The organism is Isachenkonia alkalipeptolytica (genome assembly GCF_009910325.1).
Lineage (GTDB): Bacteria > Bacillota > Clostridia > Peptostreptococcales > T1SED10-28 > Isachenkonia > Isachenkonia alkalipeptolytica.
Genome location: NZ_SUMG01000002.1, coordinates 81633 through 107060, shown reverse-complemented (window position 1 = coordinate 107060; position 25428 = coordinate 81633). Strand labels below are relative to the sequence as shown.

The window sequence follows — 25428 nt, the reverse complement described above, 5'->3', positions numbered from 1 at the left end:
AAGGACGTGATAAAATGTCGTTTTCTTTAAAGACCAAGGGAGAATTGGCCCGACTGGAAGCCGAGACCCCCTGTTGTCATAGAGCGGAGCTCGCCGCCTTGATCGGGCTGAACGGAGAGACGGTTCCCACCACCGAGGGAAAATTCAATTTAAAGGTTACGGTGGAAAATCCGGCGGTGGCCCGGAAGATCTTTAAACTGATCAAGCTTCTCTTTGCCATCAATCCGGAGATTAAAGTCCGTAAAAATTCAAGCTTTAAAAAATCCAACTATTACCTGATGGTGATCACCCATACCATGGGCAGTAGGAAAATCATTGAAGAGCTGGGACTGGTGGAGGAATCTTCCTCCCGTCAAGCCCTGATACGCTTTCCCCGGGAATATATCGTTGATAAACGATGCTGTAAACGGGCATATCTCCGGGGGGCCTTTCTTTCAGGAGGGTCCATCAGTGCCCCGGAAAAAACCTATCATCTGGAGTTTGTGGCCCATGAAATTGCCGTAGCAAAAGGGATTCAAACCCTGGTCAACGGCTTTGGCCTCAATGCGAAAATCGTCCCTCGGAAAAAATACCAGGTGGTGTATTTGAAAGAAGGGGATCAAATCGTGGAGCTGTTGAATATTATCGGCGCTCATAATGCTCTGTTGGAGCTGGAAAACGCCCGGATTTTAAAGGAAATGCGCAATAATATTAATCGGGTGGTAAACTGTGAAACTGCAAATCTCAGCAAGACCGTAAATGCATCGGTAAAACAATTGGAAAACATTCATTTGATTCAACGAACCATCGGTCTCGAAGAACTTCCGGAAAGCTTGCGGACCCTGGCGGAACTTCGGATTCAACACGAGGACGCCAGCTTGAAAGAACTGGGGGAAATGATGAATCCCCCGGTGGGAAAATCCGGCGTCAATCATCGCTTTCGAAAAATCAATAATCTGGGGGAAAAAATACGTCAGAACCGTTATATATAACTTGGGCAAAAGAAAGGTTCGTAAAGGATCGAGGGGATAAGGAAAAGGAATCATTGGTATTTATTGAAATGCAGGGTATAATAAACAGAGGGGAAATGTGAAGTTTTACAATAGAAGTCAAGGAGGACAGACACCCATGCTGAGGATTCGAAAAGAGGCACTGAAGCCGGGAATGCGATTAGCGAAGCCCATATTTACCGAGGAAGACCAGCTCCTACTTCATAAAGGGGAGCTTCTAAAGGGCCCCTTCATTCAAAGGATGAAAAACTATGATGTGAAGGAAGTTTATATTGACTGGCATCATCAGTATCCCATGGAAATCATGGAAGGGATCATTCAGGATACCCAAAATCAGATCCAGGATCAGTTTAAAACAAGCTTCAGTCGATTAATTGACAACAAAAATTCAGAATTTGAAAAGATAGAAAATCTGGTAGAGGAAATTTTAAGCGAAATATTGGAAAATAAAAAACTGTTGATTGATTTAACCGAAGTCCGTTCCACGGATAATTATACCTTTGCCCATTCGGTAAATGTTTGTATTCTTGCCATGATTTTAGGAAAATCCATTGGATACGGCAAAAAAAACTTGAAAAAAATCGGCCTGGGAGCCCTTCTGCATGACATCGGAAAAGTAGGAGTGGACGAGGAAATTCTGAAAAAATCCAAGGGGCTTACCGACGGAGAATATGGAGAGATTAAAAGGCATACCACGAAAGGGTATGAATTGGTAAAGAGTCTGGATCTGCTCTGTGAAGAATCCCGGCGGATCGTTAGGGATCATCATGAGTGGGTTAACGGAAAAGGCTATCCCAAGGGATTAAAGGGCGGTGAGATTCACCCTTTTGCCCGAATTGTGGGGATTTGCGACCAATTTGACGCCCTGAGTACCGACCGGGTATATCGTAAGGCATGGTCTTTCAGTGATGTGGTGGAATATCTGATTGTCTACCAGGGAGAAATATTTGACGAAAATTTTGTTCAGGCATTTTTGCGAAGCTTTGAAGTATATCTTGAGGGTCGATTGATTGAACTCAGTTCCGGGAGAAATGCGGTGGTTCGGAAATTCAATCGATCTTTTCCAACCCGGCCTATGATTCAGGTTATACAGAGGGAAGCTAAGGGAATCATTGAACAGGAATTATTGGATCTGACAAAAATACATAACGAAAAAATTGTCAAAGTTTATCATTAAAACAGGGTGAATATCTTTTTTTTTCTCCCTGTTTTTTTGACGTAAAATTGACGGTGAAAAGATATCATAATATTATCACACATAGAAAGGAAGAGATAAAATGTTAACGGATATTCAAATTGCACAACAAGCAAAGATGAAGTACATTTCTGAGATCGCCGAGGAGGCGGGAATCAACAGTGATGAATTGGAGATGTATGGTCATTATAAAGCCAAGGTATCACTGGATTTGTTTGATCGATTGGAAAAGCAGGAAAACGGAAAGTTGATTTTGGTAACTGCGATCAATCCTACCCCGGCGGGAGAAGGAAAATCCACCACAACAGTAGGACTTGGACAGGCACTGAACCAAATCGGGAAGAAAACCGCAATCGCCCTACGAGAGCCTTCCCTAGGACCGGTTTTTGGAGTTAAAGGAGGCGCTGCCGGTGGGGGACAGGCCCAGGTAGTACCCATGGAGGACATCAACCTTCATTTTACCGGAGACATGCACGCCATTACCACGGCGAACAACTTATTATCCGCAGCCATTGACAATCATATCCATCAGGGTAACACCTTAGATATCGATACCCGACAGATTGTTTGGAAACGGGTAATGGATATGAACGACCGGGCCCTAAGAGAAGTTACCGTAGGCCTGGGACCAAAAGGAAACGGATTCACCCGACAGGACAGCTTTATGATCTCTGTGGCATCGGAAGTAATGGCCACCCTTTGTTTAGCCAATAGTCTTGCGGATTTAAAAGAACGTCTTGGAAACATTGTGGTTGCTTATACGAGAAAGAATCAACCGGTTCTGGCGAAGGAACTGAACATTCAGGGAGCCTTAGCTTTAGTGCTTAAGGATGCTATGAAACCGAACCTGGTACAAACCCTGGAGAACACGCCCGCATTTATCCACGGAGGACCCTTCGCAAACATTGCCCACGGTTGTAACAGTATTATGGCAACGAAGATGGCGCTGAAACTTGGAGACTACGCCGTAACGGAAGCTGGATTCGGCGCGGATCTTGGAGCGGAAAAATTCTTAGACATTAAATGCCGGTACGGCGGATTAAAGCCTGATGCGGTAGTCATCGTCGGCACCATTCGGGCACTGAAGATGCATGGCGGTGTGGACAAAAAGAGTTTAGAAGCGGAAAATGTGGATGCACTGAAAAAAGGATTTGTAAACTTGAAAAAGCAAGTGGAAAACATCCGAAAGTTCGGTTTACCCGCAGTTGTGGCCATGAACCGATTCCCAACGGATACCGAGGAAGAAATTAAGGCCCTTCGAGCCCTTTGCGAAGATCTTGGCGTGGACGTAGCCCTGTCCGAAGTATTTACTAAAGGGGGAGAAGGCGGTATTGAGCTTGCGGAAAAGGTCGTAGGCATTGTTGAAAAAGGGGAAGCGGATTATAAGCCTCTCTATGAAGTGGAAAAATCCATTCCGGAAAAAGTGGAAACCATTGTCAAGGAAATCTACGGTGGAGACAACGTGGTATTTACCGGCAAGGCGGAAAAACAAATTCAAAAGCTGGAGGAAATCGGATTGGATAAATTACCGATTTGTATGGCGAAGACCCAGTATTCCTTAACCGATGACCCCACTTTATTAGGAGCGCCGGAAGGATTCGACATTACCGTACGGGAAGTCAACGTATCTGCAGGAGCCGGCTTCATTGTCTGCTTAACGGGAGACGTCATGACTATGCCGGGACTTCCGAAGGTACCCTCTGCGGAAAGAATGGATATTGATGAAGAAGGAACTATCACAGGATTGTTTTAGGAAAGGAGAGGTCCTAGATGAGTAGTAATTTTGATGTATCGGAAGCCATGACCATTAAATTGGATAATGAATTGCCGGATTACCCCCATTTTCAAGAGGGGATCCGACGGGCCCCGGACCGGGGATTCAAGCTAAGCAAGGAACAAACCGAGGTGGCGTTGAAAAACGCCCTTCGGTATGTCCCTGAATCTTTACACGACACGTTGGCGCCGGAATTTTTAGAGGAATTAATGACCAAAGGAAGAATTTACGGCTATCGATTCCGACCGAAGGGGGAAATCAAAGGAAAACCCATTGAAGAGTATAAAGGCAACTGCCTTGAGGGGAAAGCCATGCAGGTGATGATTGACAACAACCTGGATTTTGACATTGCCCTATACCCCTATGAGCTGGTAACCTACGGGGAAACCGGCCGGGTTTGCCAGAACTGGATGCAGTATCAATTGTTAAAAAAATATTTAGAAGAACTGACGGTAGACCAGACCTTAGTGGTAGAGTCGGGACATCCCCTGGGATTGTTTAAATCCCACCCGAAAGCTCCGAGAGTGATTATTACCAATTCTTTAATGATCGGCATGTTTGACAACATTAAAGATCAGGACATTGCAGAGCAGATGGGGGTTGCCAATTATGGACAGATGACCGCCGGTGGATGGATGTATATCGGTCCCCAGGGAATTGTCCACGGAACCTTTAATACCATCGTAAATGCCGGACGTAAAAAACTGGGCATCGCCGATGATAAGGATCTTAGAGGGCACCTTTTTGTATCCTCGGGCCTTGGGGGGATGAGCGGAGCTCAGCCGAAGGCCATTGAAATTGCCAATGGGGTGGGAATTGTGGCGGAGGTTGATTACTCCCGTATCAAAACCCGGTATGACCAGGGTTGGGTTAGTAAGATCTCCAGTGACTTAAAAGAAGTCTTTGATACCGCAAAGGAATATATGGAAAAAAGAGAGCCCATCTCCATCGCCTATCACGGAAACATTGTGGATTTATTGGAGTATGCCGTGGAAAACAACGAAAAGATCGAGCTTTTATCGGATCAAACCTCCTGCCATGCGGCTTATGACGGAGGCTATTGTCCCCAGGGGCTGACCTTTGAAGAGCGAACGGAACTGCTGCAAACTGATCGGGAGAAGTTTACCAAGATGGTGGATGACACCCTGAAAAAGCACTTTGAATTAATCAAAACCCTGGACGAACGGGGAACTTATTTCTTTGACTACGGAAACTCCTTTATGAAAGCGGTGTACGATGCCGGGGTAAAGGAAATTTCCAAGAACAAAATCGATGATAAGGACGGTTTCATCTTCCCCTCCTATGTGGAGGATATTATGGGACCGGAATTATTTGACTACGGATACGGACCCTTTAGATGGGTGTGCCTAAGCGGAGATCCGGAAGACCTTCGGAAAACTGATAAGGCCGCCATGGACTGCATCGACCCCGAACGTCGGGGACAGGACCGGGACAACTATGTGTGGATTCGGGATGCGGAGGAAAACCAACTGGTTGTGGGAACCCAGGCGAGAATTCTTTACCAGGACGCCATGGGACGAACCAACATTGCCCTGAAGTTTAATGAAATGGTACGAAAAGGGGAAGTGGGTCCCATTATGCTTGGACGGGACCACCACGACGTCAGCGGTACCGACTCCCCCTTTAGAGAAACCGCCAACATCAAAGACGGCAGTAACGTTATGGCGGATATGGCCACCCAATGCTTTGCTGGAAACGCAGCTCGGGGTATGAGCTTAATTGCTCTGCATAACGGCGGCGGCGTGGGCATCGGAAAATCCATCAACGGCGGTTTCGGTATGGTTCTTGACGGAAGCCGACGGGTGGATGATATTTTAAGCACCGCTATGCCCTGGGATGTTATGGGCGGTGTTGCCCGACGGGCTTGGGCCAGGAATGAAAATTCCATCAGCACCAGTATTGAGTATAACAAAGAAAACACCGGTGCCGACCATATTACCATTCCCTACATCCCTAAGAAAGATTTAGTGGAGGATTTAGTGAAAGAAGCCTTTGAAAAAAATAAGAAGTAAAATTACTAGCCTTATCCGGGAGTGAAAGTACCCGGATAGGGCTGGTTATTCGTGAAAAAGTTAACCAGACAGGATTTCCAAATAGAAAGGAGATTGTTAAAATGAACAAAATTGTACAGTGTGTACCGAATTTCAGTGAAGGAAGAGATCCGAAAAAAGTGGATCGAATTGTTGAACCCTTTCGGGGCAAGCAAGGGGTAAAACTCTTGGACTACAGCTCCGACGAGGACCACAACCGAACCGTGGTAACCTTAGTGGGAGAGCCGGATCCTTTAAAGGAAGCGGTGATTGAAGCCATGGGCATTGCCACGGAAGAGATTGATATGACCAAGCACGAAGGACAGCATCCGAGAATGGGAGCCACGGACGTGGTACCCTTTATTCCAATCAAAAATGTCACCATGGATGAGGCCATTGAGCTTTCCAAGGAAGTGGCCAAGGCGGTCAATGAAAAATATGATCTCCCCATCTTCCTATATGAGAAATCCGCCACGGCGCCCCATCGACAAAACCTGGCCAAGGTAAGAAAAGGACAGTTTGAAGCCATGGAAGAAAAGGTTCAAGAAGAGGACTGGGAGCCGGATTTCGGCGGCAAAAAAATCCATCCTACAGCAGGAATCACCGCGGTAGGAGCCCGAATGCCCTTAGTGGCCTTTAACGTAAATCTGGATACCGATGACATTGATTTTGCCAATCAAATTGCAAAGAATGTCCGGCATTTAAGCGGAGGATTCCGGTACTGCAAGGGGATCGGTATTGAACTGAAGGACCGGGGGATTGTTCAGGTTTCCATGAACATGACGGACTTTACAAAAACCGCTTTATACCGGGTGTTTGAACTGATTAAAATCGAGGCGAAAAGATACGGTGTAAACGTAGTGGGTTCCGAGATTATCGGTCTATTACCGATGGAAGCCTTAATCGACACCGCGGTTTATTACCTCGGGGTAGAGGACTTCTCCATGGACCAGGTTTTAGAACAACGGATTATGGAGTAATGAGTTCCTGGGATTTTCCCAAAGTTTAAGGAAGGTATTGAATAAAAACCGGGAATCCGGGGTATAGTATAAAACGAAATAAGAGGATCTTTAAAAGGTCACAATAGCATAAGTACCGGGGGTGCTTATGCTATTGTTATAAGGGTGCTGTACCGGTTAAAGGCAGAAGTAGTAACAGGGTAACAGCAACGACCATGACAGTCAATCTGAAATCGAGAAAGGAGCGAAACAGGCAATGAATAAAGGAAGTATGATAATTAAAAACACATCGGAAGTAGTAACCTGCAGCGGCTTTGCAGCCAAAAAGGGAAAGGAAATGTCGGATCTCGGGATTATTGAAAAAGGCGCCGTGGTTGTGGAAGAGGGGATAATTAAAGCGGTAGGGCCCCAGGAGGAAATCCTGAAGGAGTATGACGAGGCACGGTATGAGGTTATAGATGCCAAGGGAAAGGCTTTACTACCGGGGTTTGTTGACTCCCACACCCATTATATCTGGGGAGGTTACCGGGCGGAGGAATTCTCCTGGAGGCTTCGGGGCGACGATTATATGGATATTATGAACCGAGGGGGAGGCATTCTCAGCAGTGTTCGTCAAACCAAGGCCGCCACAAAGGAAGAGCTATACCGGGAAGGCATGAAACGTCTGGATTCTATGTTATCCTTCGGGGTGACCACCGTGGAAGGTAAGAGCGGATACGGACTGGACTTTGACACGGAGATCAAACAACTGGAAGTTATGCATGATACCGACCGGGATCACCCTATTGAAGTGGTGAAGACCTATTTGGGTGCCCATGCGGTGCCGAAGGAGTATAAGGGCCGGGAGGATGAAATGATTGAAGAGATCATCGAAGAGGTTCTGCCCGTGGTGGTCAAGAGAAAGCTTGCAGAGTTTTGTGATGTTTTCTGTGAGGCCAATGTATTCAATATTGAGCAGTCCCGACGGCTACTGACAAAGGCCAAAGAAATGGGACTGAAGATCAAGCTTCACGCCGACGAGATTGTCCCCCTAGGGGGAGCGGAACTGGCGGCGGAACTGGGAGCAACCTCCGCAGATCATCTGCTGCAAGCGTCGAAGGAAGGGATTGATCAGATGGCGAAGAAGGATGTGGTAGCCACAATCCTGCCGGGAACAGCCTTCAGTCTGAAGGAGGAATACGCCAGAGCCCGGGAGATGATTGACCGGGGTTCCGCAGTAGCCCTGGCCACGGACTTGAATCCGGGAAGCTGCTTTTCTGAATCCATTCCCTTGGTTTTTTCCCTTGCCACATTGTATATGAATTTATCTCCCGAGGAGGCCATCAATGCTTTTACCATTAACGGCGCAGCCGCCGTTGACCGGGCGGACACCATTGGAAGCATCGACGTGGGAAAACAGGGGGATATGATTTTACTGGAATTTGAATCTTATAAGTACATTCCCTATCACATCGGTGTGAGCACTGTGGAAAAGGTTATAAAAGGGGGAAGGCTGGTCTTTGATAAAGAAGGCAGTCCCTTAGTCCGACGATAAAAGGTTTTAAGGGGCGCGTTTTGGGGTAAACAAAGGAACGAAGGAAAAACACCATAATTTCAAGGAGGTAGTTACTTGTGTCCAATGCCTATTTTGTCATTGAAAAACCGGAAAATGAACCGATTTTAACCTATCGGGAAGGAAGTTCGGAAAAAAAGGAAGTTAAGGAGAGATTACAGGAATTAAAAAAAGAAGTTTTGGAAATTCCGGTGATTGTGAATGGAGAGGAAATTCAAACCGGAAACATGGGAAAAAGAACTTCTCCTGAGGACCATACTCTTTTGCTGGCGGAGTATCACAAAGCCGGCTCTGAAGAAATCGAAAAAGCCATCGAAGCTTCAATGGAAGCTAAGAAAGAATGGGCCCATATGCCCTGGGAAGAACGAGCGGCCATATTCTTAAAGGCGGCGGACTTAGTGGCCGGTCCTTATCGGGCAACCATTAATGCAGCCACCATGCTGGGCCAGGGAAAAAACATTCATCAGGCGGAGATCGATGCGGCTTGTGAGCTGATTGACTTCCTTAGATTCAACGCCTATTTCATGGCGGAGATCATGAAAGATCAACCCTATTCCCCGGACAATACCTGGAACCGTATGGAATATAGACCCTTGGATGGATTTATATTTGCGGTAACCCCCTTTAACTTTACGGCGATTGCGGGAAATCTTCCTACGGCACCGGCCATGGCAGGAAACACTGTAATATGGAAACCGGCATCCTCAGCGGTTTACTCTGCTTATTTCTTTATGAAAATCCTTGAAGAAGCGGGACTTCCCAAGGGAGTGATCAACTTTTTACCGGGGTCGGGATCGGAAATCGGCGGAAAAATTCTGCCCCATAGAGATCTAGCAGGCGTGCATTTCACGGGATCCACCAAAACCTTCAGGTACATGTGGGAGACCGTAGGCAAAAACATATCCGGGTATCGAAACTATCCCCGAATTGTGGGGGAAACCGGAGGAAAAGATTTTGTAGTTGTCCATCCCTCAGCGGACACCCGGCCTATAGCCACGGCCTTAGTTCGGGGAGCCTTTGAGTATCAGGGACAGAAATGTTCCGCAGCCTCCAGGGCCTATATTCCCAAAAGTTTATGGCCGGAGATCAAAGAAGAGTTTATCGGCTTGACCCGGGAGTTAAAGGTGGGTTCCACCCAGGACTTTAGAAACTTTGTCAATCCGGTTATTGATAAACCGGCCTTTGAGAAGATCACCTCCTATATTGATTATGCCAAGGAATCGGAAGAAGGAAAGGTTCTTTACGGGGGAACCTATGATGACTCGAAAGGGTATTTTGTGGACCCCACCATCATCGAAACCACGAATCCCCGATTTAAAACCATGGTAGAGGAAATTTTCGGACCGGTGATTACCATTTTCGTTTACGAGGACGATCAGTATGATGAAATTCTCCGGGAATGTGATGAGGCAACGGACTATGGACTGACAGGAAGTATATTTGCCAAGGATCGGGAGGCGGTCATCAAAGCCCAAAGAGTTCTGCAACAGGCGGCGGGGAACTTCTATATCAATGATAAACCCACGGGTTCTATAGTCAATCAACAACCCTTTGGCGGCGCCCGGGCTTCGGGAACCAATGACAAAGCGGGAAGCAAGCTGAACATGCAACGATGGCTGTCCGCAAGAGCCATAAAAGAAACCTATGATGCTCCCCGGGATTATCGCTACCCTTGCATGGAAGCGGAATAAAACATATAGGCTTTTATAAAGAGGGCATATAGAGATAAGTTATAAAATTAAAACAATCGGAGTAGAATTTCTGCTCCGATTTTTTATTTTACGGGGGAAATAGAATGAGATATAATGGAACTAGTTATTATGTTCAGGAAGAGTTATGAAAGAACGTTGATTATAACGGGAGATAAGGAAGGATCTTGGTTCGTTGCCAAAGAAAGGAATCGATTTTTATGGATATCATCAAAGTGAATTTATTCGGTACCCCGGGAGTTTATAAAAACGGTGAAAAACTACACTTCCCTTACCGAAAGGCCGAGGCCCTGTTTTATTATTTACTGGTACAACACCAGGGAACCCGGGAGGAACTGGTCAGTCTTTTTTGGGCAGAGAGCAATGAAGAGGTTGCTAAGAAAAATCTCAGAAATGCCATGTACAAGACCCGAAAGGCCTTCGGGTTGGAAATTATTCATTCGCCGAAAAAATCCACGGTAATGATCAATAAAGAAGTTCCCATTGAAAGCGACATTCAATCGGTCCAACAAAACCCGGGAAAAATCCTTGAACTTTATCGGGGAGAGTTTTTGAAAGGCTTCTACATTAAAAATGAAGAAGGTTTTTCCAATTGGGTGGACCAGCAACGGAGCTTTTATCGAAACCTTTATATTGAAAAATCCCACGAAAAAATCGATGAAGCACTGAAAAAAGGCAATTTTATTCAAGGGGAGAAGGAATGTAAAAAAGTGATCCAAGAGGATGAATTCGATGAACGGGGCTACCGGAAGCTTATGGAGGTATATCAGTCCCTGGGGCTCAGCTCCAAAGCCCTGGAGGTTTATCAGAATCTTCACCGTTGCCTAGAGGAGGAACTGGGGATTGAACCCGATGAAAAAACCCGGAAAGTTCACCTTGAAATTCTGCAACAAGGGGATAAAAATTCCCCTGCAGAGTCCCGGGAAGAGAAGAGTATATTCTTTGGTCGCCAAGAAGAATTAAAAAAAGGACAGGCTTTTTTAGAGGCTTCGGGAGAGAATCAAGGGAAAAGTGCCTTGGTTATTTTAGGAGAAGCGGGGATCGGCAAAACCAGTTTGAAGGAAAAGCTGTTAAAGGATGCCCGACTGGATAACCAGCGGATTCTTTCCGCTAATTGCTATGCCGCTGAAGAGGATTATGTTTTAAAGCCCTGGAATGCCATTATGGCCAAACTGTTGCCGGTGTTGAAAAAAGAAGAGATCCGACTGCCTAAAGCTTGGAGTGAAATAGCTGCCAGGGCTTTCCCACACTTTCTCATGAATGAGGAGAGTCCCGAGGATCCCTTTAACGGGAAAGGAAAAGTTCAAGATCAATTATTGGAAGAAGCCTTAGTGGAAATTTTTCAGCGGGTACTGAGAAAGAAGGATGTTTTACTGGTTTTTGAGGATTTGCAGTGGATGGACGAAAAGAGTCTACGACTCCTGGAGAACCTGTTGATGAAAATTGATTCTAAGGGTCTTCGGATGCTGGGAACCTTAAGGAACGGTGAAAATCGGGATTTGAAATTCTTTTTATCTCAACTGAGCCGAGAGAATCGATTGGGAAAAATATTTTTAGAGCGTTTTACAAAGGAAGAAACCCTGGATTTCATGGAAAATTTCGAGAAGTATTTTCCTCGAAAGAGTGAGAAGAATTTACAAAAAAGAAGAAGGACCCAGCGTGAAAGACTTAAAAAAGAAATATATCGGGAGACCGAAGGGAATCCTTTTTTTATCGTGGAGTATCTCTATACTTTAAAAAATAATAATAACAGGGGAACTTTTACGCCGAAAATCGAAGATTTGTTGAAAACCCGATTTCGAAACCTTTCCAAAAAAGAGGAGGAGGTTTCGGATATGGCCGCCATATTCTTTGATAAAGTTGATTTTGAAGGGTTAAAGGATTTAACCGGCTGGGACGAGCTGGCCCTGATTAATCATTTAGAAGCCCTGTCCAAGGAAGGCATTCTGGAAGAGGATGAAGAGGAGGATCGGATCCAATACCGTTTTACCCATCAAAAACTTCGGGAGTTCTGTTATCTCAGACAAAGCAAGGGAAAGCGGAAAATACTGCATACCCGCATTGGGAAAAACCTCGAAAAAAAATTAGATCATGGAAACCGGGACCGGCTATTGTATTCCAAGCTGATCTATCATTTTTCCCGAGCCGGGAATCATGGAAAAACCCTGAAATATAGTATTAAAAATCTGAATCAGTATGTGGATTTCAGTCATGAGCTGTTCCCGGTGTTAGAGCAACACACCGGGGAGGATCTCAGTCAATTTTATTTATCGAAAAGACAAATGAGTAAAGCCATGAAAGATATCGAGTATTATCTGGTAAAGGCAAAAGAAACCGGTGCCGGGCATGGGGCCTTTGCCAAGGAAGAGATGTATTTTCACTATATCAAAGGGCGTTATCTGATTTGGGAAGGTTCCTATGAGGTTGGTCTGGAACATATAGACAACATGATCCAAGTCGCCCTGGAACATCAGGATCATAGTAATGCAGTAAAGGGATATAAACAGCGGATCTATTATGGCATACAAATCCACGACAGCGAAACCGTAAGAGGGAATCTGAAAAAAGGCATGGAGCTGTTAAAAACCATCGATTATCCCAAGGAAGAAGCGGTGTTTTATCGGTTGCAGGGGGTCTACTACCTGATGACCGGAGCTTATCAGCAGGCGGACGAAACCCTTCGCTATTCCATTCGTCTCTTTAGCCAGTTACCAAAATCCAGGGAAAAATACCTGCTCAACATCGCCGCCGGCTATAATTATCTGGGGGAGGTTCGAAGATCCCAAATGAAGTTTTTCGAAGGGTTAAAGTATTACGATGAAGCCATTAGAATCTGCGAGGATCAAAATATCAGCCGGAGTCTAAATATGTTTTACACCAAGGCTGGACAAGCGGCCTTTGACGGCGGAGACTTTCATCGGGCGAAGGAGTACTTGAAAGAGGGCTTAAGGCTTTATGTCAAATATGATGTAACCTGGGGGAGATCCACGGCGGAAGGCTTTATGGCCCTGATATATTTTCGTGAAGGGGAGTATCATAAAGCGCAGGAATGCCTTTCCCGAGGGGATAAATACTGTAAAAAGATACAGAGTCCCTATGAGTTGGGAATTCTTTATCGTATAAAAAGCGGAATCAAAAGAGAAATGATGGAGCGAAAACATGTGCCGAAAAGCCTGCAGGACTGCTTACCCCAGAGCCTGTCCTGGTATTGCCGACAGGGCATTGATAATCTGGAGAAAATCCAGCGATGCTATGAGATTGATATCTTAAAAAGATTAGACGGTTTAGCGACGGAGGATGGATAGAATAAAAGAAAACAATATTTTTAAGGAGGCGTATCATGATTCAAATTGACGGTAACACCTTAAATTTACAGCGGTTTATTGAAGTGGCAGTGCACCACAAGCCTGTGACCTTGGCGGAGGAAGCAAAGGGGAAAATTCAAGAGTCCAGAGATTTGGTAGAGCGTTACGTGGAAGAAGAGCGGGTAGCCTACGGCATTACCACGGGTTTCGGTAAGTTCAGCGACGTAGCCATATCCAAGGAAGAAACGGAAGACCTTCAGCGAAACCTGATTATCAGTCATTCCTGCGGTGTGGGCAATCCCTTCTCCGAGGAAGAGGCCCGGGGAATCATGCTGCTTCGGGCAAATGCCCTGGCGAAAGGATATTCCGGGGTTCGAATAAAAACCATAGAAACCTTAATTGATATGCTGAATAAAGGGGTCCACCCCATCATTCCCGAGAAAGGATCTCTGGGTGCCAGCGGAGATTTAGCGCCCCTGTCTCATATGGTCTTGGTCATGATCGGCGAAGGGGAAGCCATCTATCAAGGAAAAAGAATGACAGGGAAAGAGGCGATGAAAGAAGCGGGGATCGAAACCATTGTCCTTACCGCTAAGGAAGGATTGGGACTGATCAACGGAACCCAGGCCATGACCTCGGTGGGAGCCCTGACCCTTCATAAAGCCATGGTATTGGCGAAGATGTCGGACATCTCCTCCGCCCTGACCATTGAAGCTTTAAACGGCATCACCGATGCCTTCGATCCCAAACTTCACGGGGTTAGACCCCACAGCGGACAAATCAATACGGCGGCCAATTTAAGACGCTTGTTGGACAGCAGCAAATTGACCACGAAGCAAGGAGAAATACGGGTACAGGATGCCTATAGCCTCCGTTGCATTCCTCAGATTCATGGGGCGACCAAGGATACCCTTCGATACGTACTGGAAAAAGTGGAAATTGAAATGAACTCCGTAACGGACAATCCGGTAATCTTCACGGAAGAGGATCATGTAATCTCCGGAGGAAACTTCCATGGACAGCCCATGGCCCTAACCTTTGATTACCTGGGAATTGCCATGGCGGAGGTGGCCAACGCTTCTGAGCGAAGGATCGAGCGCCTGGTGAATCCTCAACTCAGCGGACTGCCCGCCTTTCTGACGGAAAAAGGGGGACTGCACTCCGGATTTATGATCGCCCAGTATTCCGCAGCGGCCCTGGTATCGGAAAACAAGGTGCTGGCCCATCCCGCCAGTGTGGACTCCATTCCCTCATCGGCGAATCAGGAGGACCACGTAAGCATGGGAACCATTGCGGCGCGAAAAGCCCGGGATATTGTCTATAACAGTTCCCGAGTGTTGGGTATTGAGTTGATGTCCGCGGCCCAGGCTGTAGAATTCCAGGAGCATAAGGAAATGGGACTTGGAACCGAACCGGTCTATACCACCCTGAGGGAAGTGCTGCCCGCTTTAATAGAGGACCGGATTCTTTATAAGGATATCAATACCGCTTCGGAGCTGATTGATAATGAAAAGATCTTACAGGCCGTTGAAAAGAAAATTGGAGACTTAAGTATTTAGAAGAAGAATAGCATAAAACAGTAGGAAACTATACAAAATAGTTAAAGCACTGCAAAACAGCACTGAAAAAATACAGAGAATAGTAGAAAAAAGATAGTAAAGAAAAACAGACAGAGTCAAAAAAAACTCCCGGCGATCCCTTCGGGAGTTTTTTTGACGCATTAGAGACGCTGTGATATTATAATAATTAAATAAGCCATAATATTCTAATAAATCAAACAAAGGAGTGAGAACATGTTAACGAACCCTGTTTTAATTTCAGTTATTGTCATGGTGGTATTATCCTTATTAAAATTGAACGTTTTATTGGCCTTGATTGTGGCCGCTGTAGTAGGGGGCCTTTTAGCAGGTATGCCCTTAATGGAAACCATGGAAACCCTGATTGGAGGTATGGGAGGAAATGCCGAAACCGCTCTGAACTACATCTTACTGGGAGCTTTGGCTGCAGCCATTCATAAAACCGGTGCTGCAACGATTATCACCCAGAAGTTATCCAAAAGCATGAAGGGGACCGGGAAATCCTTGGTATTTATCATTGCCTTTATCAGTATTTTTTCTCAGAATTTAATACCGGTCCACATTGCCTTTATCCCGATTTTAATTCCCCCATTGATTATGGTAATGAACAAATTAAAAATTGACAGAAGAGCTGTGGCAACGGCGTTGACCTTCGGACTGAAGGCTCCTTATGTAGCTCTTCCCGTAGGTTTTGGTTTAATATTTCATAACATTATTCGGGACGAAATGGCCGCTAGCGGTTTAGAGCTGGCAAACGGAGAGATATGGCACGTTATGTGGATTCCCGGACTGGCCATGGTGGTGGGACTGTTTATTGCGGTTCTGTTCACCTACCGAAAGCCTAGAGAGTACAAGCCCTTGGAAGAAACCGGGACAGAGTTTGGAGAGCAGGAACAGAAGATTGAGGAAGTGGTATTTAATAAGAACCATGCAGTTACCGTTGTGGGAGCTTTAGCCGCTTTAGTTATTCAAATAACGGTGGGCTCCTTGGCCCTGGGTGCCATATTGGGACTGGCCATTATGCTCGTTGGTGGCGCCATTAAATGGACGGGCATTGACGAAATGGTCAAAAGCGGTATCGGTATGATGGGCTTTATCGCCTTCGTTATGCTGGTGGCCTCAGGCTATGGAGACGTTATTCGTGCCACCGGCGGTGTGGAAGCCTTAGTGGACTCCGTATCGGGAGCCATCGATGGTAATCAATTGGTGGCAGCCACCGGTATGATTGTCATCGGTCTGTTTATTACCATGGGGATCGGAACCTCTTTCGGAACCATTCCCATTATCGCCGCGATTTATGTACCCTTGGCAGCAGAACTGGGATTCAGCCCCATGGCAACGGTGCTGTTAATCGGCTCTGCAGCGGCGCTCGGTGATGCGGGATCCCCGGCTTCCGACAGTACCCTTGGACCTTCGGCAGGACTTAGTGTAGATGGTCAGCACGATCATATTTGGGATACCTGTGTACCCACCTTTATTCACTTCAATATTCCGATTATGATTTTTGGAATTATCGGAGCGATGATTTTATAATTCAGGGTAGAGTACCGGGCATCCGGGCCTAAAAAAATTGAATTGGTGAATTTATTGCTATTGAAACATCACAAAAGTTTAACAAACAGGAAAGAGTAAATTCATAAAAAGCTCTAGGACCGAGGGTCTTAGAGCTTTTTTCGAGGAATAAATCCCCGGGAGAATAAAAAGAAAGCCCCATTTATGGTATAATAATTCCTAAGAGATTAATAGAAGTTGAGGTGTAAAAATGATGCAGCAAAAGTTCACTCACCTGCACGTCCATACGGAGTACAGTCTGCTTGACGGTTTCACCACCATTGACCGGCTGATGGACCGGGTAAAGGAAAAGGGAATGGATAGTATCGCCATTACCGATCATGGATCCATGTTCGGAGTGGTTGAATTTTATAAAAAGGCCAGGGAAAAGGGCATCAAGCCCATTATCGGTTGTGAAGTCTACACCGCCCGCAGAGCCATGGAGGATAAAGATCCGGTAAAGGATAAGAATCAGGGACACCTGGTCTTACTGGCGGAAAACGAAACCGGTTACCAAAACTTAATCAAACTGGTATCCAAGGGTTTTTTGGAGGGCTTTTATTACAAGCCCAGAATCGATTATGAGACCCTGGAGAAACATAAGGAAGGGCTGATTTGTCTTAGCGCCTGTTTAGCCGGGGATATTCAGCAGCTGGTTCTGAACGGAGAGCATCAGAATGCGGAAGAACTGGCCCTGAAGCTTAAGGGAATTTTTGGACCGGAGCATTTTTATCTGGAACTTCAGGACCATCAGTTGAAAGAGCAAAAACTGGTGAATCATGAATTTTTGCAAATGAGCCAAAAGCTGGACATTCCCTTAGTGGCCACCAATGACCTGCACTATATTGACCAAGAGGACCATGAGCCCCATGACATCCTGCTGTGCATTCAGACGGGGAAAATTATGCAGGATACCCAGCGGATGAAATTTCCCAATAGCGAGTTCTATTTAAAATCTCCGGAGGAGATGGAAGAGCTATTTTCCCATGTGCCCGAGGCCCTGGAAAACACTGTGAAAATAGCAGAGCGGTGCAACGTGGAATTTGACTTTGATGCCATGCATCTTCCCGATTACCGGGTACCGGATGGGTATAGTGTGGACAGCTACTTAGAGAGACTTTGTACCGACGGACTGTATAGGCGTTACGGAGAGCCCACGAAGGAGATGGTGGATCGACTGCAGTATGAACTGGACACCATCAAAAGTATGGGGTATGTGGAGTACTTCTTAATCGTCTGGGACTTTATCCGCTACGCCAAGGATCAAAACATCGCCGTGGGACCGGGAAGAGGAAGCGCCGCGGGGAGTATTGTGGCCTATACCCTAGAGATCACCGACATTGATCCCATCAAGTACCAATTGATTTTTGAGCGGTTCTTAAATCCCGAACGGGTCTCCATGCCGGATATTGATATCGACTTTTGCTACGAACGCCGGGAGGAAGTCATCGACTACGTAAAGGCCAAATACGGTTCGGAAAAGGTGGCCCAGATCATTACCTTTGGAACCATGGCGGCAAGGGCCGCCATTCGGGATGTGGGCCGGGTAATTGATATGCCCTATATCCAGGTGGACCGCATCGCCAAGGAAATTCCCTTTGCCATCGGAATGACCATCGATCAAGCTCTGAAGGTCAATCCGAAGCTGAAAGAAATCATGAAAGAGGATGACCAGGCGGACTATTTAATACAAATGGCAAGACGGGTGGAGGGGCTTCCGAGACACGCCTCCACCCATGCCGCCGGGGTGGTCATCGCCAAGAAGGCGGTGGACGAATATGTGCCCTTGTATATGCATAACGACAGCGTTTCCACTCAGTTTACCATGGGAACCCTGGAAGAATTAGGATTATTAAAAATGGACTTTCTGGGGCTTAGAACCCTGACGGTGATTCGAAATGCCATGGATAATGTGGAGGCCATTCACCGGGAGAAAATCGATTTTTCCAAAGGGGATTATGAGGATCCCAACGTATATCAGCTGATCAGCAAAGGGGATACCCTGGGGGTATTCCAGTTGGAGAGTACGGGGATGATTTCCTTTATGAAGGAGTTAAAACCCGACTCCTTCGAAGACGTGGTGGCGGGAATCTCTCTATTCCGTCCGGGACCCATGGAGTCTATTCCAAGGTACATTTCCTCGAAGAAGGATCCCTCCACGGTGACCTACACCCATGAAGCTCTAAAGCCGATTCTTGACGTAACCTACGGCTGCATGGTGTACCAGGAACAGGTTATGCAGGTGGTTCGGGAACTGGGAGGCTACAGTTACGGCCGCAGTGACATCGTTCGTCGGGCCATGGGAAAGAAAAAAATGGATGTGATGGAAAAGGAACGGGAGTACTTCATTCATGGAAAAGAGGATGAACAGGGACAGGTGGAGATACAGGGCTGCATTCGAAAGGGAATTCCCAAAGAGGCGGCAAATAAGATCTATGACGAGATGATTGATTTCGCCAAGTACGCCTTTAATAAATCCCATGCGGCGGCCTATGCGGTACTGGCCTATCAAACTGCTTATTTAAAGTATTACTACCCCGTGGAATTTATGGCGGCGCTGATGACCAGCATTATGGGAGACACTTCAAAGGTGGCCCAGTACATTCATGATGCCAAAAAGATGGAGATCGAAATTCTTCCTCCGAATATCAACAAAAGCCACTCCAAGTTTACGGTGGAGGAGGGAAAAATCCGATTCGGCATGGCGGCGGTGAAAAATGTAGGGGTCTCCATGATCGACTCCATCGTAAGGATTCGACAGGAAAAGGGAGAATATAAGGATTTTAATGATTTCTGCCAAAAAGTTCTCTCCAAGGACTTAAACAAACGGGCCATCGAGAGTTTAATCAAATGCGGTGCCTTTGACGGCTTTGAGGCCAATCGGGCCCAGCTGATGTCCATTCATGAAAACGTGTTGGACAGTGTGTCCAAAGCAAAGAAAAAAAATGTGGACGGGCAAATCGGTCTGTTTGATCTAGGGGCTGTGGACAATTTGTCCATACCCAGCCAACGACTGCCGGATCTAAAGGAATTTAATGAGAAAAAGAAACTGGCCATGGAAAAGGAAACCGTGGGGATGTACATTACAGGTCACCCCTTAGCGGAGTATGAAAACATCTTAAAGGACTTTATCAGTACCAACAGCGCGGAGCTGAAAGAAGGAGTGAAGGAGTCGGAAAACACTCCGGTTTTTCGAGACAAGCAGCCGGTGATTGTGGGAGGACTGGTGGCGGAAAAGTCCACGAAAATGACCCGAAACAATAACCTGATGGCCTTTATTCGAATCGAGGATTTATACGGAGATCTGGAGTGCGTGATTTTCCCCAATGTCTATGAACGCTATCAGCCCTTGATTGAAGAAGATCAAATTCTACTGATCAAAGGGACGCTGGATGTTAAAGAGGATGAGGATCCGAAGATATTGATCAACAAAATTAAATCCGTGGAAACCCTGAAAAAACGAAAAATTTGCATCATCCTGGAAAATAAAAATGATAAAGAAACCTTTGATCGGGTAAAGATGATATTAGGAAAGGAACGGGGGGACACTCCGGTGTATCTGAGTATTAAAGACACGGAGGAAAAACTCAAAGCGCCGAAATCCTTGTGGATTCCCCATAACGGAAAGGCGCTGAGAATGTTGAAAAAAGAATTGGGAGAAGAGGCGGTTACCCTGTATGAATAGGGAGCCCTTTATAGCGGTAATAATCAACGGGACGGCTAAGTTATACTTAAATTAAGGAATGGAAATGGAGTGATGATTATGCAAACGATTGCAGTACTCACCAGTGGAGGGGATGCTCCGGGAATGAACGCAGCGATTCGTTCCGTGGTACGATACGGAGTTCATAAAGAGTTAAAGGTCTTAGGAATCCGGCAGGGCTATGAAGGCCTTTTGAATGCGGAAATTGAAGAGATGAATCTATCCTCCGTGGCAGATATTATCCATCGGGGAGGAACCAAGCTGAGAAGTGCAAGAAGTGAGCGGTTCAAAACCCCGGAGGGGCTTCGAAAGGCTTTAAATGTGATTAATATTTTTAATATCGACGGCCTGGTGGTCATCGGGGGAGACGGTTCTTTTCGAGGGGCCCAGGTGCTTTCGGAAAATGGGGTTCCCACCGTGGGACTGCCGGGTACCATCGATAACGATTTGGCCTATACCGAGTATACCATCGGGTTTGATACTGCCGTCAACACGGCCCTGGATGCCATCGGAAAAATACGGGACACCTCCACCTCCCACGGCCGGGCCAACATCATTGAAGTGATGGGAAGAGACTGTGGGGATCTGGCCCTTCATGCAGGCCTCGCCGGAGGAGCGGAAAGCATCATTGTCCCCGAGATCCCCTTTGATGTTGATCGGGTATGCAACAAACTGCTCCAGGGCAGGAACCGGGGAAAGCTACATAGCTTAATTGTCCTGGCGGAAGGGGCGGGAAATGCTATTGATCTGGGAAAACAGATCCAGGAAAAAACCGGCATCGAAACCCGGGCCACCATCCTTGGACATATTCAGCGGGGCGGCACACCCACGGCAAAGGATCGGGTCATGGCCAGCCAGATGGGAGCCAAGGCCGTGGAGTTATTGTTGGAAGGCAAAGAAAGTGTGGCCGTGGGCATGCGGGGCACCAAAGTTATCTCCATGCCCATTAAGGAAGCCTTAGCCCTGGAGAATGAAATGGAAAAGGAAACCTATGATTTAGCGGATATTCTTTCGAAATAAAGGGGGACCATCCCAAGGAGGGTTTTTAAGGAAACCTGTAAGGCAACAACAGAAGGTTAGTTAGAGATTTTTTATAGATTTGATAAATCAAACGGAGGTGCAAGGATGAAAAAAACAAAGGTAGTATGTACCATAGGCCCGGCCAGTGAAAGTTATGAAATATTACAAAACCTGGTGCAAAACGGGATGAATGTGGCAAGACTGAATTTTTCCCATGGCAATCATGAGGAGCATCAGGCAAGAATCGAGGAAATTAAAAAAGTTCGGGAGGATCTGGAAGTGCCCCTGGCCATTATGCTGGACACCAAGGGACCGGAAATCCGAACGGGAAAGTTTAAAGTTGACAAAGTAGAGCTGAAAGAGGGGGACTCCTATATTATCACCACCCGGGATATCCTGGGAGATCATACCATGGCTTCGGTTTCCTATGAAGGCATTGTGGGGGACTTGGAAATCGGGGATAAAATCCTGATCGATGACGGCCTGGTTTCCCTGAAGGTGGAAGGCTTTTTAAATGATACGGATATTCAGTGTACCGTGGAAAATCAGGGGGAGATCAAGGACCATAAGGGGGTAAATCTTCCCGGGGTAAAAACCAACCTGCCCGCACTGACGGATAAGGATATTGAAGATATAAAATTCGGCATAAGAATGGGCGTGGACTTTATCGCCCCATCCTTTATACGAAAAGCGGAAGACGTATTGGACATTAAACGAATTCTGGAAGACCACGGCGGTGATTCCATTCAAATCATTCCAAAGATTGAAAACCAGGAGGGGGTAGACAATTTAGACGAGATCATTGAAGTCTCCGACGGGATTATGGTAGCAAGAGGAGATTTGGGGGTTGAAGTTCCTACGGAAGAGATCGCCTTGATCCAAAAGGATATGATCCGAAGATGTAATGCCGTGGGGAAACCGGTAATTACCGCAACCCAGATGCTGGACTCCATGATTCGAAACCCGCGGCCTACCCGGGCGGAGGTCACCGATGTCTCCAACGCCATACTGGACGGCAGCGACGCCATCATGCTCTCGGGAGAAACCGCCGCAGGGAAATATCCGGAGGAAGCGGTTATGACCATGGCCAATATTGCCATTCGAACGGAGCAGTCCATTAATTACGGAAAAAAACTCAAAGAAAGAGGGTCGGAAACCACGCCTTCCGTGACCGATGCCATCAGCTATGCCACCTGCACCACCGCCATGGACCTGGGCGCTGCCGCAATTATTACTGCCACCTCCTCGGGTCACACTGCGAGAATGGTATCAAAATTCAGACCCAGCTCCGGTATAATTGCCGCAACCACCAAGGAGCATGTGCGAAGACAGTTAAGTCTCAGTTGGGGAGTATACAGCATGTTAATGGAGGATTTGGAAGGAACCGACGATATCATCAATCTGTCGGTTATGGAAGCCTTAAAGGAAAACCATATCCAGGCGGGAGACTTAGTCGTCATTACTGCAGGAGTTCCCGTGGGCGTATCCGGGACCACGAACCTGATAAAAGTCCATGTTGCCAGTGATATTTTACTTTCCGGTAAAGGAATCGGAAACTATTCCATTACCGGCCGGGCGGTAATCGTAGAGGATAATGAAGATTTAGACAAGGTTGAGCCGGGGGATGTTCTTGTTTCCTATGCAACCAGTCGAAACTTTATCGAAGCGATCGAACGGGCGGGAGCCGTAGTTGTGGAAGAAGGAGGACTTACCAGTCATGCAGCGATTGTTGGGCTCAATCTTCATAAAACCACTGTGGTTGGTGTAGATGGCGCCACAACAAAACTGAACACCGGAGACATTATCACCGTGGACGGAAAAACCGGTTTGATCTATAGCGGAAAAAGTAAAGTTCTATAAAAACACAGGGCAAGGAGGGATACCATGAATTTTCATACAACCAATATCCGGCCAAGATACAGTGAAACAGACCAAATGGGGATTATTTACCATTCCAATTATTTTACCTGGTTTGAAGTGGCAAGAACCTCATTTTTAAAAGAGCGGGGGATGAGTTACCGGGAGATGGAAAGACAGGGAATTTTTCTGCCGGTGATTGAAGTGAACTGTAAGTATATCAGCTCCGCTTTATACGACGACAATTTGACCTTGGAAGTGTGGATCGAGGAGTTTCAAAGTAGCCGAATGAAATTTCATTATCGGATTTTACGGCAGGAAGAGGAGCTTTTGGCCACCGGTTTTACGGAGCATGTTTTTTTTGATAAGAATAAAAAACGGCCGGTGAATTTGAAAAAGGCCTATCCGGAAGTATATCAGTTACTGGAAAAAATCTATCAGTCCTGAGAGGTGAAAAAATGCTAGGAAGGTTAATTCTACTGTTCACAGTGGTTCCCATTGTAGAGTTGTACATTTTAATACAAATCGGAAATGAGATCGGAGCTTTCAATACCATTATGCTGGTGTTTATCACCGGAGTAGTGGGGGCGGTCCTGTCAAAAAGCGAAGGACGGCAAATCATCGGAAACATCAAGCGGGAGATGGCCATGGGAAAGATGCCCGGGGACGAACTGATCAATGGTCTTTGTGTGTTGGTGGGAGGAGCCCTGCTATTAACACCGGGAATCTTCACCGATGTTTTAGGGTTTGTTTTGGTCATTCCTTTTACAAGAATGTTTTTGATTAAGACCATTAAACGAAAAATCAAATCCATGATCACGGAAGGGACCGTAAATGTATATTATAAAGATTCTGGAGACTTTACCAATAAAAGAAGTTCCAAAGGTGAAGATGGTCCCTTTCAGGGAAATTCCCGGGGGGATTTTGGGAATGTCAAGGATGTGGACTACGAAGAAGTAGAGGATGAGGAAGAAAAATAAAGAGATTTCTTACACAAAACAGTACAGAGTAAGGAGTAAATGGTTTACTGAGCAAGCAGGAGGAAGAAAAAAAGATCCAGCCAGATTCGGAATACGACAGTGATAGGAGTGAGCATATGGAAAAAAGAATGCTGGGAAAATGGGAATTTGGAGGTTCCGTTATCGGTTTTGGAGGAATCCCCATTCAACGAATTAGTGATGAAGAGGGAATAGAAGTTGTAAAGACCTGTTTGGAATCAGGGATAAACTTTATTGATACCGCCCGGGGCTATGGAAAAAGCGAGGAAGTTATCGGAAAAGCCATTGCCGGCAATCGGGATCAATGGGTTCTTGCAACAAAATCCATGGCAAGAGATTATCAGGGGATGAAAAAGGATATTGAAACCAGCTTGAACAATCTTCAAACCCACTGTATCGACTTATATCAACTCCATAACGTACGGAAGATGGAAGAGTATGAAGAAATCATGAGTGAAAAGGGCGCCTATAAGGCATTGAAGGAGGCAAAGGAAGCCGGTAAAATCAAGGCCATCGGCTTTACGGGACACGATGTGGATATGGCGGAAAGAGCCGTGGACAGTAAAAAGTTCGCAAGTATTCAGTTTCCCTATAATATTGTGGAAAGCCAGGGAGAAAAAGTTTTTGAAAAAGCCAAGAAACAGGGCATCGGAGTCATTGTGATGAAGCCCCTGGCAGGAGGAGCAATAGAGGATGGAAGCTTGGCCCTCAAATACATTCTAAACAATCCGAATATCTCGGTGATTATACCCGGGATGGATTCCATAGCTCAGGTAAAGGAAAATGCGGCGGTTTCCCTGAAGGATTATGGATTAACCGGTCAGGAACAGGAAAAAATCGAAGAAATCCAAGGGAAACTGGGCAACCGGTTTTGTCGACGCTGCGGCTACTGTGCCCCCTGTGCCGTGGGAATTAATATCCCCGCCCAGTTCTTAATGGAAGGCTATTATTCAAGGTATAATCTTAAGGAATGGGCAAAGACAAGGTACGACGCTCTGGATAAAAAAGCTTCCGACTGTATTAAATGCGGGGATTGTGAACCCAGGTGTCCCTACGATCTTCCCATACGGGAAATGCTTGAAGAGGTGGAGGAAGTTATGGAGCAAGCTTAGAAGGAGATCCGATTATTAAAGATACTAAAGATGTTAAAGATACTAAAGATGTTAAAGATACTAAAGATACTAAAGA

16 protein-coding genes are annotated in these 25428 nt (G+C 46.2%); all 16 read left to right on the top strand.

The window, feature by feature from the left end; all coding sequences use genetic code 11:
* The first annotated feature begins 14 nt into the window (after positions 1 to 14).
* The 16 genes from whiA (at position 15) to ISALK_RS02210 (ending at position 25352) form a co-directional block, all read left to right on the top strand.
* Entirely contained in the window at positions 15 to 971 is a 957-nt protein-coding gene (gene whiA, locus ISALK_RS02285; protein ID WP_160718631.1) for a DNA-binding protein WhiA, read from the top strand.
* 136 nt (positions 972 to 1107) lie between these two features.
* Positions 1108 to 2166, top strand: coding sequence for an HD-GYP domain-containing protein (locus tag ISALK_RS02280; protein WP_160718630.1), 1059 nt, complete (start codon positions 1108 to 1110; stop codon positions 2164 to 2166).
* A 100-nt stretch (positions 2167 to 2266) separates the two neighbouring features.
* Positions 2267 to 3937 carry a formate--tetrahydrofolate ligase gene (locus ISALK_RS02275; protein ID WP_160718629.1) on the top strand — a complete coding sequence of 557 codons (1671 nt, stop codon included), beginning with the start codon at positions 2267 to 2269 and terminating at the stop codon, positions 3935 to 3937.
* A gap of 17 nt (positions 3938 to 3954) precedes the next feature.
* Positions 3955 to 5991: a urocanate hydratase gene (hutU, locus tag ISALK_RS02270; protein WP_160718628.1), complete on the top strand. Its 2037-nt coding sequence runs from the start codon at positions 3955 to 3957 to the stop codon at positions 5989 to 5991.
* 101 nt (positions 5992 to 6092) lie between these two features.
* Positions 6093 to 6989, top strand: coding sequence for a glutamate formimidoyltransferase (gene ftcD / locus ISALK_RS02265; protein WP_160718627.1), 897 nt, complete (start codon positions 6093 to 6095; stop codon positions 6987 to 6989).
* 235 nt (positions 6990 to 7224) lie between these two features.
* Positions 7225 to 8502, top strand: coding sequence for an imidazolonepropionase (gene hutI / locus ISALK_RS02260; protein WP_160718626.1), 1278 nt, complete (start codon positions 7225 to 7227; stop codon positions 8500 to 8502).
* A 77-nt stretch (positions 8503 to 8579) separates the two neighbouring features.
* Complete coding sequence (gene pruA, locus ISALK_RS02255; protein ID WP_160718625.1) at positions 8580 to 10211, top strand: L-glutamate gamma-semialdehyde dehydrogenase; 1632 nt, start codon at positions 8580 to 8582, stop codon at positions 10209 to 10211.
* Positions 10212 to 10429: 218 nt separating this feature from the next.
* Positions 10430 to 13534 (top strand): BTAD domain-containing putative transcriptional regulator, encoded by a 3105-nt coding sequence (locus ISALK_RS02250; protein ID WP_160718624.1) that lies wholly within the window; start codon positions 10430 to 10432, stop codon positions 13532 to 13534.
* Positions 13535 to 13569: 35 nt separating this feature from the next.
* Positions 13570 to 15093 (top strand): histidine ammonia-lyase, encoded by a 1524-nt coding sequence (gene hutH, locus ISALK_RS02245; RefSeq protein WP_160718623.1) that lies wholly within the window; start codon positions 13570 to 13572, stop codon positions 15091 to 15093.
* 234 nt (positions 15094 to 15327) lie between these two features.
* Entirely contained in the window at positions 15328 to 16644 is a 1317-nt protein-coding gene (locus tag ISALK_RS02240) for a Na+/H+ antiporter family protein (protein ID WP_160718622.1), read from the top strand.
* Positions 16645 to 16873: 229 nt separating this feature from the next.
* Complete coding sequence (locus tag ISALK_RS02235; protein WP_503466073.1) at positions 16874 to 20347, top strand: DNA polymerase III subunit alpha; 3474 nt, start codon at positions 16874 to 16876, stop codon at positions 20345 to 20347.
* A gap of 78 nt (positions 20348 to 20425) precedes the next feature.
* Entirely contained in the window at positions 20426 to 21385 is a 960-nt protein-coding gene (gene pfkA / locus ISALK_RS02230; RefSeq protein WP_160718621.1) for a 6-phosphofructokinase, read from the top strand.
* A gap of 105 nt (positions 21386 to 21490) precedes the next feature.
* Positions 21491 to 23245 (top strand): pyruvate kinase, encoded by a 1755-nt coding sequence (gene pyk, locus ISALK_RS02225; protein ID WP_160718620.1) that lies wholly within the window; start codon positions 21491 to 21493, stop codon positions 23243 to 23245.
* A gap of 24 nt (positions 23246 to 23269) precedes the next feature.
* The gene (locus tag ISALK_RS02220; protein ID WP_160718619.1) at positions 23270 to 23689 is read left to right on the top strand and encodes an acyl-CoA thioesterase; all 420 of its coding nucleotides are present in this window, start codon (positions 23270 to 23272) and stop codon (positions 23687 to 23689) included.
* An 11-nt stretch (positions 23690 to 23700) separates the two neighbouring features.
* Entirely contained in the window at positions 23701 to 24222 is a 522-nt protein-coding gene (locus ISALK_RS02215) for an FxsA family protein (protein WP_160718618.1), read from the top strand.
* Positions 24223 to 24338: 116 nt separating this feature from the next.
* Complete coding sequence (locus ISALK_RS02210) at positions 24339 to 25352, top strand: aldo/keto reductase (protein WP_160718617.1); 1014 nt, start codon at positions 24339 to 24341, stop codon at positions 25350 to 25352.
* The last annotated feature ends 76 nt before the right edge of the window (positions 25353 to 25428 follow it).